Genomic DNA, 14730 nt, shown 5'->3' on the forward strand with positions numbered 1-14730 from the left:
GTTGAGCGGGTTATAGCAGAACGAGAAAAGCCTGAGCCCGTCATGCCAAAGTGGGCTTTCATAATATCTCCAAATGAATGCCAAGAAATGTTATCGAGTGCGCATCAACATTAATGCGCGATGGACGACAATGCGCGGTTTCCAGAGAATCATAGCTGGAAACCGGCATCTTTAATTAGACCCTAGCAATCAGGATTGTTCGGGAAGTCGTGGGTTGCGATCTTCCACTGACCATCGACCTGAACGAGGGTGTAGATATTGAGTGAACGCTTGGGAGAATTGTCATCCTTTACAGGCTGATTATTCTCGTCGTAGATCTTCACGGAGGAAGAATCCATGCATACTTCCAGCATGCGTGCGGGCTGGCCCTTGTACTGAGTTTCAGCCATACGGGGGTTACCCACTACAGTGGAAGAACCTTCATAGTGCCAGCCTGCCAGTGCGTATTCGGAAGCCTGCACAGCAAACTCAGCGGCAGCGGAGTCTACCGCTACGGCCTCGATGGAACGAATCGTCTCATCATCGAGAACAGCGCGGGCCTGCTCAACGTTCTGCTGCTCAGCCTCTTCGTCGCTACTCGGATCAGCGGTGCGTTCCGGGGAAGGCGCAGCAGAAGGAGCCGCCTTAATCTTGGTCAGAATGTTTTCGTAGGAATTGACCAGCTCGGTGGTTTTCTTAACTTCTTCAGTGTCCACGGGCACGGAAGAAGCCTTCTTCATTTCCTCCGAACCAGTGTAAATCTCTTCAAGCTTCTGGCCATCAGAAGAAGTAGCCTCAGCATCCGCCTTGGGGGATGCGTCGCCCGAAGCTTCAGAGGAGGCTTCAGCGGTGCCATGCTCGGAAACCTGGGGAGAGGTGCTCGAGGACTGAGCGGAAGAAGCGTGCCCAGAAGCGGAAACGCTGGCGGATGCAGAAGCCGAAGAAGAGCTGTCGGAGCTCGGGTTTTCAGTAGCGCAAGCGCTCAGAACCAGAGCAGATACTGCAAGGGTGCCCAAGGTGCCCAGAAGGCGGGACCGGGAGGGCTGCTTGAAGAATGCTGACATAGGAAGCCTCTTTAGTGGTTGGAGTGAGATTGACTATTTCCGGAAGATAATACCTTGCACGATGACAAAGCACCTAAAGGCTAACACGCAAAGCTGGGAGAATACTTGGACTCGCAAAAATAACGTTTTTATAAATGATGAGAATAGGCCCTAAATAATGCTCTATTTCGGGTCGAATAGAGGGTAAATATATATCTCTGAATGAAAAAACCTTCATGTAAATGAATGAAATAGATTCACAATGTGCAAAAAAGTCCCGGGCTGGTTATGGACCAGCCCGGGACAATAGGGCGAACATCACTAAAATTCTTTGTCACAAAAGCGCATATCGCCCTGATGAGGGGTTATGATGCCTGGACAGCCTCGGTACTTGCCGAATAGTTATCCGCAGTATCTACCGCGCGCACATAATAACGGGCGCCATCGCGGTGATCTACCGAATAGCTCGTACCCGTAACCGTCGCAATAGGACGATCATCGCGCAGAATCTGGTACTTCACATTACGTTCGGAAATACCCGACCAAGTCAGCTGATCCTTGGAGCCGTTCTTCGTCACCTTCAGATTGCTCGGAGTAGCCGGAGGCGCCACATCGCGAGGCGCATAACGAGCGAAGCCAATAGTCGGCTGCACACCATTAGCACCCAGCGACTTACGGATATCGCCACCAACCCACAGCGTGCCGGTCGAATCCACGAAGGACTCCCACACACCATAGCCGTAGGCGCCGTTCATAATCGGAGCCCACTCCGGTAGCACCTGGCCGGTATCCTTATCGAACGCTGCGACCAAACGAATCGTCTGGGCGTCCGTAGCGTTCACCCACTCCGAATCAACCTTGGTTGCACCCTGGTAGATGAAGTCACCGCAGTGGCACGCGCCGTAAATGGTATTGCCATTCAGGTGCAGATCCTGGAAATCGCCACCCTCGCGAGTAATCGCGCTGTAGGTGCGGCGCATGCTCGACTTTTCGTAACGGCTAATCATATGTTCGGTGCCACCCAGCCAGACGGAGGAACCAGCGTCCTGAACATCGAACTGGAAACCCCACATCTTACGCTCGTTCTTCAAATCCCAGGTCTGGGCACTAGAAGGAACGTACGAGGGCTCATGAGTCCAGTCGCCGCCGCTCTGGCGGGGATTGGTAATGTTGGCGATACGGAATGCCTCACCACCGTTAAGCTGCGTGAAGTAGCCGGCCACGTACACGTGGCTGTTACCCTCGGAAGCGCTCACACCGTTAACAGTGCCGTTAAAGACCGGACGCCAGTTCCAATCCACCTCACCATTGCTCAACTTAATGCGAGCCAGGTTCCTCGAGTACGCGTAGGTCGGGGAGGTCTGACCCTTCAAATGAGTGAATGAACCACCAATGTACAGGTAGCCGTCACGCACGTGCAGGGTCTTAATCTGAACCGGAACAGAAGCAATACGGCTGACCACACGGATATCCCAGTCCTTAGCCACCTGACCGGTCTTCGGATCCAGAAGCACGAAACCGTTATAGTACTCGCCGTTCACCTGGTCGAAAGAACCACCCACGGCAAGCAGGCCATTCGGTAGAGCCTCAACCGACTTCACCTGACCGTTAATCTTCGGGCGGAAAGACCGGCGTAGCTCGCCGGTACCTACCTCGTAACCCGCGAGGAAGGCCTGCTCGACCTTCTCGCCGCTTGCGGACTCAACGTACGCGAAATCGCCACCGGTAAAGACAGCGCCACCAACCTCGGTAATCGCCTCAACCTGGGTGTTCATTTCACCCTTCTTGCCGGTACCGGTGTCAGTACTCGTACGCCACTTCCACTTCTCAGAGTAGCTATTGGGCAGTGCACGGCGGCTACTTGCCGGAGCACCCTGCTGGCCGTAAGCGTGCAGACCCTTAGCCGCCAAATCGTTCTGAGTCACCTTCGGGCGCAAGAACATCTGAGTGAACACCAGGGGGGTGGTCGAATCATTTGCCGGGCGGTAGATATAGGAAGAAGTCCTATTCAACAGGTAATCCTGGAACCAACCCGTAATCTTAGCGCGCGAGCCATAGGTAAAGCCCAGCTTATAACCCTGCGAAGGCTTCTCCACGAAGTGCAGGGAACGGAAATCGTCCGAATAGTCGTAACGGAAGATATTGCCCGCCGTCTTCTCCTGACGGTAGTAGTTGTAACCACGGTACTGTCGCGGATGAGTAATCGAAATGTTCGACCAGTACATCGTTGAGCGAAGGGTCCAAGACCACTCGGTGCTCGCGGCACGCGTAGCCTTAAAATCCTGCCATGCGGTACCATTCACGTTCATGGCGCGATGGAAACGCACGCCGTCAGGCAAATCCTGCGGATGGGTGCCGTTCAGCAGCGCGTTCACCGTCTGGCCCGGCAACTGCACCGCATCAAAACCAGTGGGATTCTGGTGAAGCTGCTTAGCATCGCCACGACCGTTGTAGTTCTCGGTCCAGCTCTCACGACCGCGGCCAATCATGACCCAGCCGCCGCCGTCAGTTTCCTGATCACAATAGAACTGCTCAGGAGTGCTCATCTGCGGGGTGTACAGCCAGTACGCGCCGCTCTTACCCCGCGGATTATTCTGCTTAACTTCCCAACAGCTTGCTGCTGCGCGCTCACTCGACGAACCGTCATAGTAGCGAGCATCAGCAGCCTGAGCCCCCGAAGCAATCGGGCCCAAAGAAGCCGCAACCATCGCAAAAGAAGCAGCCGCAGCACCCAAAGCGCGGGAACCAGCACGAGAAGCTACTCGAGAGCCCTCAGAAGCGGACGAAGCAGCGCCCTGCGAACGCCCTCCACGCGCGAACGGAAGAAAATTCATTATGTCTCTCCTAGAGACCTCAACCGGTACACAACAGAAAAATGCAATTCACACAGCAACACCCACCCAACACAGGGCACAGCATAGTAACCATGCATCGGGGAGGGAAGAAGCGTTATGAACTGCACTAACAGAGAGTCTGCTGCCGGAATCAGTGAGTGTAGTTATCGGAAATTGAATGAATACGCCCCGCCCCTCACGCACGAAGCCAACAACGGCAACGCACCCGTAAGAAACAGAACGCTAAAAAATCTGTGAAGCTTCCCCTGTCGTACCAACAGTGAAAAAACACCACAGACCAAGATTCAGCCCATCATCGGAAGGATGGAAGCAACCCATCCGACGCAATGAATCCCAACCCATCATAGCCGCCGCAGAGGCGAAGCGATAGCAAACTGGGCAACTTGGGCTAAACCAAAACTATAGGGGGTATACACCCCGGGTGCGCCACCGCCTGATTCGAACCCCGCAAACCCAGCAGAGCCCAAATCAGGCGGCGGCTCAAAGAAACTAGATCAACAACCTGACCTAAGCCTGAGCAGCTCCTGTAGAAGCTGAGAAATTCTCAGATGCATCGATGGAACGCACGTAGTAGCGAGCGCCATCGGTGTGCTCAACTTCGTAGCTGGTACCCGAGACCGTAGCAATCACACGGTCATCACGTAGCACCTGGTAGCGAGTACCGCTCTCACGAACGCCAGACCAGGACAGCTTATCGGTCGAACCATCACGCTGAACCGACAGGTTCGACGGAGTCGAGGGGGCGGTCACATCGCGAGAAGCAAAGCGAGCGAAACCGACAGTGCGCTGCTCACCATTAGCACCCAGCGAACGGTTAATGTCGCCACCAACCCACAGATTGCCGCGAGAATCCACGAAGGACTCCCAGACACCGTAGCCGCTAGCGCCCTTCAGAACCGGGCTGAACTCACCGATAACCTCGCCGCTGTCCTTATCGAACGCTGCGACCAGGCGCATACGGTGAACTGCCTTCGACTCCTTCCAGTAGGTGTGGTAACCGGTAGAGCCCTCAAAGAGTACGTCACCGCAGTGGCATGCACCGTAAATGGTGTTACCGCTCAAGTGCAGATCCTGCCAGTCGCCACCGTACTTAGAAATCGACGAAGAAATACGGCCGTAACCATTCTTCGAGTAGTTCGCAATCAGGTGGTCAGCACCGCCAGTCCACACAGTCGAGCCGGCATCCTGAACATCGAACTGGAACGCGTACACAATACGGTCAGTAATGTTCAGCTTCAACGACGGCTCCCACTCCCACTTAATGTTCGAAGCGTTAGAACCATTCAAAGCAGCCAGACGGAACGCACGCTGGTTATTCAGCTCAGTGAAGTAACCCGCAGCGTGAACAGTGGAATTATCCGAGGCGGCAGTAATGCCGTTGACCGTACCGTTGAAGTTCGGGCGCCAGTTCCAATCCACCTCGCCGTTCGAAAGCTTAATACGAGCGGCACCACGCGAGTAAGCGTACGCCTTAGAAGTATTGCCCTTCACGTGGGTGAAGTTACCGCCAATATACAGGTAACCGTCCTGAACCAGCAGAGTCTTCACCTGTGCGGCATCGCCATTGCGACGCTGAATCTGAAGGTCCCAGGTGCGGTCAATCTGACCGGTGGTCGCGTCCAGAATGACGAAGTGGTTAACCTTCTCGCCATTCACCTCGGTAAATTCGCCGCCAACTGCCAGGCGGTTATTCGGCAGAGCCTCAAGAGCCTTAATCTGGCCGTTGAAAGTCGGGCGGAAGGAACGAACCAGCTCACCCGAATCCACGTTGTAACCAGCCAGGTACGACTGATCAACGCGCTCGCCGCCAGCCGACTCCACATACTTGAAGTCGCCACCGGTGAAGACGGTGTCGCCTACCTGAGTAATAGCCTGAACGTAAGTGTTCATCTCGTTCTTCTTGCCGGTGCCAGTCTGTTCACTGGTGCGCCAACGAACGGGCATCGTGTAGCTATTGGGCAGAGCACGACGGTTGCTGGCGGCAGAGCCAGAACCAATCTGCGAGAAGTTCAAGTCACGCTGAGTCAGCTTCGGGCGCAGGAACACCTGAGTGAAGGGGATAGAGTAACCGAAGGAACCGCGCTTCTGGTAAATGTATGAATCCGGATTCTCATTACCGAAGTTCACCAGCGCACCGTACGCAAAACCAATCTGGTAGCCCTGGTTCGGGTTCGCGAAGAAACGAACAGAACTGGTGGTAATACCCGGAGCCATCTCCGAAGCATGACGACCCATATGAGCGGTGCGGTTAATACCGGCACCGGTGAACTTCACGGTGCCCCAACGCTGACCGTAGCTCATCGCCCAGGTCCACTGCTCAGTCTGAGGACGCTGAACATAAACGTTCTGCCACTGGGTGCCCCTTGCATTGTGGGCACGATGCAGGCGCATGCCGTCGGGAAGGTCCTGAGGCTTAATGCCGTTCAGCAGTGCATCAACAGTGTTTGCGGGAAGCTGGACCGGAGTAAAAGCGGAAGGGCCAGTGGGGTTCTGGTGCAGTTGATTCGGGTCGCCGGTGCCGTTGTAAGACTCGGTCCAACCCTCACGACCGCGACCAATCATGACCCAGCCGCCGCCATCAGTTTCCTGATCGCAGTAGAACTGCGCCGGGCCGCTCATCTGCGGGGTGTACAGCCAGTAAGTGCCAGAGGAGGCAGAAGGATTAACCTGCTTGACCTCGTAACAGGAAGCAGCCGCTTTATCGCTGCTGGAACCGTCATGGGTTCCAGTCACAGCCGAGGCGGGAGTAGTAGGAGTAAGAGGTGCCGCAGTGAAAGCGGTACCAAAAGCGAGTGCGAAAGCGGCCCACTTTTTAGCAGACCATGAACGGGCATGGCGCTTTTCAGCGGGTTTGTTCGTGTATGTGGTTGTCATATGCGTCTTTCTGATGCGACGTTCCGGAAGAAACATCGAAAGATACGGTGAATTTAGCGCACTAGAAAAACCGCAGTAAATACTGAAAACCTGAGGTTGGTTGGAAGAGGTAAACAGAATCCGGAAGGGGATATACTGTCTGGTTTTTCTGTAAGCGTTAATGATTAGGGTACAGGATGAAGCTGTGAAAATAATGGTGCACAAAGTGCAAAGATGCCCGTGAGTGTGTGATTTGCGCCCCATGCGATGAACGTTGTGGCACAGGAACAGACACGGAAGAAAACCATACTCAAGTATCACCCACGAAAGCGACAATCGAGTGCAAAAAGGAATATATTCCATCGCAGAAGAACACCAGAGAAAAATGCCAGAAAAAGCAGACTAGCCCTACAATGGAAAAGCTGCATAAAACACACCCAAAACACATATAAAGCACCGTGAAATAAAGGCAAATTCACTCGGACACCCCCAACCGGCACCGCCCAATACCGACCATCCATAGCAGCCCTCCACCAGCTCAACCGCTGCAGGCGAAGACCCCAGATTCAGGAGAACCCGTGAGCACCACCCGAAAAGCTACCGCACAGCCCCTCGAGGCACCCCTGCACCCCCTCCTGAACACCCTCAACCAACTCAGCAGCTGGGCCGCAATCCGCACCGCCGCCTCCGCACAGCCCACCGAACGCAGCGCACGCACCCTCATCGGCGCCGTCGCCGGAACCCACGCCGCGCTCATTGCAGACATCTCCACCGCAGTACGCGATACCACCGCCGAAGCGCTCAGCCTCATCATCGCCCCCACCGACCGCCAAGCAGAAGACCTCGCCGCAGCCCTGCGCTCCTACCTGCCCGCCGCAGACATCGCGCTCTTCCCCGCCTGGGAAACCCTGCCCCACGAACGCCTCTCACCGCGCTCCGACACCGTAGGCCGCCGCCTGCAGGTACTGCGCGCCATGACCGGGGACGCAGATAAACGCCCCCAGGTCGTTATCGCACCCGTACGCGCCGTCATCCAGCCCATCGTCACCGGCATCGAAAAGCTCGAACCCGTGCACCTGGTCCGCGGCAAAGAATACCCCTTCAAAGATGTGGTGCGCGGCCTCAACGACGCCGCATACTCCCGCGTAGACCTGGTCGCCAAGCGCGGTGAATACGCCGTACGAGGCGGCATTATCGACGTCTTCCCGCCCACCGCAACTACCCCCGTGCGCCTCGAATTCTTTGGCGACGAACTCGACGAAATGCGCCACTTCTCCGTCGCCGACCAGCGCACCCTCAGCGGGGGAGAGGAGCTCACCGAACTCACCCTGCTGCCCTGCCGCGAACTGCTCATCACCCCCGAGGTCATGAGCCGTGCTGCACGACTGAAAGCCGACTACCCGGCAGCCGCAACCATGCTCGAAAAGATTGCCGGCGGAATCTACGTCGAAGGCATGGAATCACTCACCCCGCTACTCATCGAATCCATGAACACCCTCACCGAGCTGCTGCCGGCTGGGTCCATGATTATCAACGTCGAACCCGAGCGTGTGCGTGCCCGCGCCGAAGACCTCGTCGCCACCAACGAAGAATTCCTCGCCGCCGCCTGGGACACCTCCGCAGAAGCCGACGCAGTAGCACCCATCGACCTCGGACAGCTCCGCATGAGCGACAGCGGATTCCGCACCATCGACCAAACCACCACACAGGCACTCGAAGCCAAACTCAGCTGGTGGGAAATCACCGAACTCGTCACCGACGCAGACCTGCTCGAAGACGCCGTCGCAGGCGCACTCGAAAACCAGAACATCGCTGACGCCATCGAAGATGGCATCGACACCTACACTGTCAACGCCACCCCCGCAACCGCATTCAACGGATCCGTCGAACGCATGCTCAGCCAGGTCGGCGACCTCATCCAGCAACAGTGGACTGTCCTCGCCCTCACCAACGGCCGCGGCTCCACCGACCGCCTCATCGACCTCTTCCACTCCGGCGAAGGGGCACCCGCCGTACCCGCAGCCCGCCGAACCAGCCTCGAAGCCGACCCCGCCGGGGACCTCGAACACGGCATCGTTGAGGTCTGCGAGGCGCCCGCCTCCGCAGGCTTCCTCATCGAGGAGGCGAAGCTCGCCGTCTTCACTGAAGCCGAACTGCTCGGCCGCCGCGGCACCTACGCACCCCGAGGCGCCGCCGGACAGAAATTCAAGACGCGCCGCCGCCGCAACGCGGTTGATCCTCTCGCGCTGAACCCCGGCGACTACGTGGTACACGAACGCCACGGCATCGGTCGCTTCGTCGAGATGACTTCTCGCCCGGTGGCGGGCGCCTCCCCGGTCAACGGCGTGCAGCCCATGAAGGAATACCTGGTCATCGAGTACGCCCCCGCCAAGCGCGGTGGCGCTCCCGACCGTCTCTTTGTGCCCTCGGATCAGCTGGACCTGATCTCCAACTACGTGGGTGGCGAGAACCCGAGCCTGTCCAAGATGGGCGGCAGCGACTGGGCGAAGACCAAGTCCCGCGCCCGCAAGGCAGTCAAGGAAATCGCCGCCGACCTGGTGAAACTCTACTCGGCACGCCAGGCCTCGCGTGGTCACGCCTTCGCCGCAGACACCCCCTGGCAGCGAGAGCTGGAGGAGTCCTTCCCCTACAACGAGACTCCCGACCAGCTCACCGCCATCCACGAGGTAAAGGAGGACATGGAGAAAGAAATCCCCATGGACCGCCTCATTTCCGGCGATGTGGGCTTCGGCAAAACCGAGGTCGCCGTACGTGCCGCATTCAAGGCGGTGCAGGACGGCAAACAGGTTGCCGTGCTCGTACCCACGACCCTGCTCGCGCAGCAGCACTACGAGACGTTCAGCGAGCGCTTCTCGGGATTCCCCGTGAAGATTCGTGTGCTATCCCGCTTCCAGAAGGCGAAGGAAACCCGCCAGATTACCGAAGAAATCGCATCCGGCGCGGTGGACGTGGTGATCGGTACCCACCGCATCCTCTCGGATAGCGTGGTATTCAAGGACCTGGGCCTGGTCATCATTGACGAGGAACAGCGCTTTGGCGTGGAGCACAAGGAAAAGCTCAAGCAGATGCGCACCAACGTGGACGTGCTCGCCATGAGTGCAACCCCGATTCCGCGCACCCTGGAAATGTCGCTAACCGGTATTCGCGAGACCTCCACCCTTGCCACCGCGCCGGAGGAACGCCACCCCGTGCTGACCTTCGTCGGTCCGCGAACCGACAGCCAGATTACTGCCGCAATCCGCCGCGAGCTCATGCGCGAAGGACAGGTGTTCTTCGTGCACAACCGCGTGGCTGACATCGACGATGTTGCCGCGGAAATCGGCAAGCTCGTGCCGGAGGCGCGCATCGCCACCGCCCACGGCCGCATGAGTGAGTCGCGCCTGGAGCAGATTATTGTGGACTTCTGGGAGCGCCGCTTTGACGTGCTGGTGTGCACCACCATCGTGGAGACCGGCCTGGATATTTCGAACGCGAACACCCTCATTGTCGACCACGCCCAGAACTACGGTCTGAGCCAGCTACACCAGCTGCGTGGCCGAGTGGGCCGTGGCCGCGAGCGCGCCTACGCCTACTTCCTGTACCCGGTAGATAAGACCCTCGGCGAGATTGCGCACGAGCGTCTGAAGGCGGTGGCGACCCACAACGAGCTGGGCGCTGGCCTGCAGCTTGCGATGAAGGACCTGGAGATTCGCGGTGCCGGCAACCTGCTCGGCGGCGAACAGTCCGGTCATATTGCCGGGGTCGGTTTTGACCTGTACCTGCGCCTGGTCGGCGAGGCGGTCGCAAACTACCGCGGCGAGAAGGAAGAGCGCGAGGTCGAGACGAAGATTGACCTGCCCGTCAACGCGCATATTCCGCACACCTACATTGATTCTGAGCGTCTGCGCTTGCAGGCATACCGTCAGATTGCTGCCGCCGATACCGAAGAGAAGATTGCGGAGGCTCGCGAGGAGCTTGTCGACCGTTACGGCGAGCTGCCGGAGGCGGTAGAGAACCTGCTTGCCGTGGCGACGGTGCGCATGCACGCCCGTGCCGCCGGTATTCACGAGCTGGTGGTGTTGGGGCCGAAGGTTCGCGTGGTGACCGCTACGCCGCTGCCGGAGTCCCGCCAGATGCGTCTGAAGCGCGTGTACCCTGGCTCCACGCACGCCCAGCCGAAGGGTATGGACACCTGGCTGACGCTGGTTCCGCGCCCGAAGACCATGCCGGTGGGCGGTAAGGACCTGGTGGACGGCGCGATGCTGCAGTGGGCTGAGAAGTTCATCAACTCGATTTATGCCGAGAAGCCGCAGGCTCTCGAGGAGTAGAGACCTACAGGGGTAGGCGCCGCCCAGTCATATCGGGCTGCCGAACCATGAAGATGCTCGCCGTGCAGATTGCCACAATATGGCACATCTGCACGGCGAGTGCGTTTGCCCCGTAGGGGCGGCATAGCTCACAATTAAGGCATGACTTCAACGGTGAACTATGCATCTCAGCGAATTGTAATTATTGGTGGCGGCCCCGGCGGCTATGAGGCAGCGATGGTGGCTGCCGCATCCAACGCGGACGTGACCCTGATCGAACGCAACGCCATTGGTGGCTCCGCCGTTCTGACCGACGTTGTGCCCTCTAAAACCCTGATCGCTACGGCGGATATGATGACCCGCTTCTCCGAGGCGGGTAGCCTGGGCATTGAAAACACGAAGGGTAAGGCGCCGCAGCTTCGTGTTGATATGGACCGCGTGAACCGCCGAGTCCGCGACCTGGCCCAGCAGCAGTCTGCCGACATTAAGCGTGCCCTGGCCTCTGCAGGAGTGAAGATTATTCACGGTACCGGTAAGCTCCTTGACCGCCACACCGTGCAGGTGACTGATGAGGCGGGTCTGGTCTACCCCCTGCACGCGGACTTTGTGCTGTTGTCGGTGGGTACGCATCCGCGTGAAATGGCGACCGGTATGCCTGACGGCGAACGCATCCTGACCTGGACTCAGCTGTACAACCTCTCCGAGGTTCCCGAGGAGCTGATTGTGATTGGTTCGGGTGTGACCGGTGCGGAGTTCGCTTCGGCGTATAACGGTCTGGGTTCTAAGGTGACCCTGGTGTCTTCGCGTGACCGTGTGCTTCCGGGTGAGGACGAGGATGCAGCCCGCGTGCTGGAGGACGTCTTTGAACGTCGCGGCGTGCGAGTGATGCCGCGTTCCCGTGCGGCTGCTGTTGAGCGTACTGAGGACGGCTCCGGCGTTATTGTGACTCTGTCGGATGGTCGTAAGGTTTCTGGCACTCACTGCCTGGTCGCTATTGGTTCGATTCCGAACACTGAAGATTTGGGCCTGGAAGACGTCGGTGTTGAGCAGACCCCGAGCGGCCATATTAAGGTGGATGGTGTGTCCCGTACGAGCGTGAACAGCATTTACGCTGCCGGCGACTGCACGGGCGTGTACCCGCTGGCTTCCGTGGCTGCGATGCAGGGCCGTATCGCTATGGCACATATCCTCGGTGATGCGGTGCGCCCGTTGCGTACCGATAAGGTTGCCGCGAACATCTTCACCTCCCCGGAGATTGCGACTGTAGGCGTGAGTGAGAAGGATCTTGCCGAAGGCGCCTACCGCGGTGACGCGGTGACCCTGCAGCTGGGCACGAACCCGCGCGCGAAGATGATGGCGATGCGCGATGGCTTCGTGAAGATTTTTGCTCGCCGCCACTCCGGCACCGTCATTGGTGGCGTGGTGGTTGGTCAGCGTGCTTCTGAGCTGATTTACCCCATTGCCCTGGCGGTGGAGAAGAAGCTTGCGGTGGATGATCTGGCGGATACTTTCACGGTCTACCCCTCGCTCTCTGGCTCTATTGCTGAGGCGGCACGTAAGCTGCACACTCGCGGCCTGTAGCCCGCACATAGATACCCTGGGCTTGTAGAGAGCCGGTATCTCTGAAGCGCACAAAAGCGGTGGGGGTCGCCTCCTGAATCTAAGGAATTCAGGAGGCGACCCCCACCGCTTTGCTGTAGAGACGCTTTAGCCCCTGCGAAGTTTTACTTCGTGGTGCTGACGGCGTTCATGTCCACGTCACGGGTTTCGTGAGTGAGCAGGATGAAGACAACACTCAGGATCGAGGCGAATGCCAGGTAGCCGCCCACTGCAGCCACACCGTAGGAAGTGTTCAGCCAAACAGCCACGAACGGGGTCAGTGCCGCACCGAGGATGGACGCCACGTTGTAGGCGATACCGCTGGCGGTGTAACGCACGTTAGTGGGGTACAGCTCCGGCAGGTATGCGGACATGGAACCGAAGGACAGACCCATCAGGCACATACCGATAAAGATGAAGAGGGTAACCACAGCGGCGTTTGCGTTCGCGCCGGTACCAACAACGGAGGGGGAGATGAACAGACCGAAGGACAGACCGAAGACAGCCATCGCGATGGTGGTCCACAGCTGCTGGGTGCGGCGGCCGTACTTGTCAGCCAGCCAACCCGAGATCGGAATGAAGATCGCGAAGCCAATAATGGAGATCAGCTGAATGATCAGGAACTCGCGGTAGGGGATCGCTAGGCCGCCCTTATCCGCCTTGCCGATACCGTAGGAGAGGACCCAAGCGGTCATCAGGTAGAACAGCACGTAGCATGCCACCATGATGAAGGTGCCCTGAATCATGGGCCACCAAGCGACCTTGAACGCCTCAACGAGCGGGGTCTTCACCTTCTCATTGTTAGCGGCAGCCTTGGCGAAGACGGGGGTCTCCTCCAGCTTGAAACGCACGTACAGACCAACGGCGACCATCACGATGGACAGCAGGAACGGAATACGCCAACCCCAAATGAGGAAGGGGTGCTCGAGGTTCTTCGCGTCGGTTGCGGAGTTGAAGGTAATCCAGCTGGTCAGCAACAGCATGAAGCCGTTCGCAAGCACGAAGCCGATGGGTGCACCCAGCTGAGGCCACATCGCGGCGCGGGCGCGCTTGCCATCCTCAGCGTATTCGCTCGCGAGCAGCGCCGCACCGGACCATTCGCCGCCCAGGCCCAAGCCCTGGCAGAAACGCATAATGGTCAGCATGGTCGGTGCCCACAGACCAATCTGGTGATAGGTGGGCAGCAGGCCGATGATGAAGGTTGCCAGACCCATGGTGAGCAGTGCACCGACGAGGGTAGCCTTACGACCGATCTTGTCGCCGAAGTGGCCGAAGATCACGGAACCGAGGGGGCGCGCGATGAATGCGACGCCGAAGGTAGCGAAGGAAGCCAGAAGCTCGGTGGTTGCGTCCTTCGAGGGGAAGAACAGTACGGGGAACACAGCCACTGCTGCCGTGGCGTAAATGTAGAAATCGTAGAACTCGATGGTGGTACCAACGAGCGAGGCGAGAATAACTCGACTGCGAGGAGTCGTATTCTTCACCGGTGCAGCAGACGCTTTCGTGTCGGATGCAGAAGCGCTCATGAGGAAAACTCCCGAGATGGTGAATTTGTGTGTACACATGGAGCCTGAGGTAGGTGTTCCGTTGTCGGTCAGCGCGGGAGGCGGGTGTGCCGTAGGCGCGTACTGGGTGCCGTGACCGCACCGGGTGGGGTGCGGCAGGCGTCGGATTCTGAAAGGCTCCTCTAAAGTGCAACATTATAACTCTGTTCAGAAAAACCCAAACAAATACAGCCACTATCTGGACGCGAACACAAGGGTTAGCGGCGTAAATCCCACCTAAACAGGCAAGAGCAGACATAGAAAATCCCCCGGAAAGATACGAGACATTACCTCATACCCTTCCGGGGGATTCGTATAGCCTATGGCGCTCGCGGTATCGAGACCGCAGTAGCGAGATAGAGCGTTACTTGATGGTCGCCAGCACCGCGCCGGAGGTGACGGTATCGCCCGGCTTAGCCGACAGACCCGAAACCTTACCCGCCTTGTGTGCGGTAATGGGCTGCTCCATCTTCATAGCCTCCAGCACCAGAATCAGGTCGCCCTCAGCGACGGTATCGCCGTCAGAAGCCGCTACCTTCACGATGGTGCC

At 58.1% G+C, this 14730-nt stretch carries 7 protein-coding genes; 2 read left to right on the forward strand and 5 right to left on the reverse strand.

Translation table 11 applies throughout. From position 1 onward, the window contains the following. Positions 1-182: 182 nt before the first annotated feature. The 3 genes from O3649_RS06640 to O3649_RS06650 form a co-directional block, all read right to left on the reverse strand. The gene (locus tag O3649_RS06640) at positions 183-1043 is read right to left on the reverse strand and encodes a hypothetical protein (RefSeq protein ID WP_070616766.1); all 861 of its coding nucleotides are present in this window, start codon (positions 1041-1043) and stop codon (positions 183-185) included. Between the two features lie 344 nt (positions 1044-1387). Beyond that, positions 1388-3856 (reverse strand): fibrinogen-like YCDxxxxGGGW domain-containing protein, encoded by a 2469-nt coding sequence (locus tag O3649_RS06645; RefSeq protein ID WP_070616767.1) that lies wholly within the window; start codon positions 3854-3856, stop codon positions 1388-1390. A gap of 528 nt (positions 3857-4384) precedes the next feature. Then, the gene (locus tag O3649_RS06650) at positions 4385-6751 is read right to left on the reverse strand and encodes a fibrinogen-like YCDxxxxGGGW domain-containing protein (protein WP_200963275.1); all 2367 of its coding nucleotides are present in this window, start codon (positions 6749-6751) and stop codon (positions 4385-4387) included. A gap of 557 nt (positions 6752-7308) precedes the next feature. Between O3649_RS06650 and mfd the strand changes: the two genes are divergently transcribed. Together mfd and O3649_RS06660 are read left to right on the forward strand one after the other, a co-directional pair. Then, positions 7309-11058, forward strand: a complete 3750-nt coding sequence (gene mfd / locus O3649_RS06655; protein ID WP_371573414.1) for a transcription-repair coupling factor — start codon at positions 7309-7311, stop codon at positions 11056-11058. Between the two features lie 141 nt (positions 11059-11199). Continuing rightward, the gene (locus O3649_RS06660; protein ID WP_044142785.1) at positions 11200-12618 is read left to right on the forward strand and encodes an NAD(P)H-quinone dehydrogenase; all 1419 of its coding nucleotides are present in this window, start codon (positions 11200-11202) and stop codon (positions 12616-12618) included. Between the two features lie 143 nt (positions 12619-12761). Here the strand turns inward: O3649_RS06660 and O3649_RS06665 are convergent, their stop codons facing one another. Both O3649_RS06665 and O3649_RS06670 read right to left on the reverse strand, forming a co-directional pair. After that, a complete protein-coding gene (locus O3649_RS06665) occupies positions 12762-14162 on the reverse strand; it encodes an MFS transporter (protein ID WP_005508870.1) in 1401 nt (466 codons plus the stop codon). Between the two features lie 382 nt (positions 14163-14544). Beyond that, the coding region (locus O3649_RS06670; RefSeq protein ID WP_371573416.1) for an acetyl-CoA carboxylase biotin carboxyl carrier protein subunit at positions 14545-14730 on the reverse strand (186 nt) is incomplete at its 5' end.

Source organism: Rothia sp. 27098_8_29 (genome assembly GCF_041432785.1).
Taxonomy (GTDB): Bacteria; Actinomycetota; Actinomycetes; order Actinomycetales; family Micrococcaceae; genus Rothia; species Rothia mucilaginosa.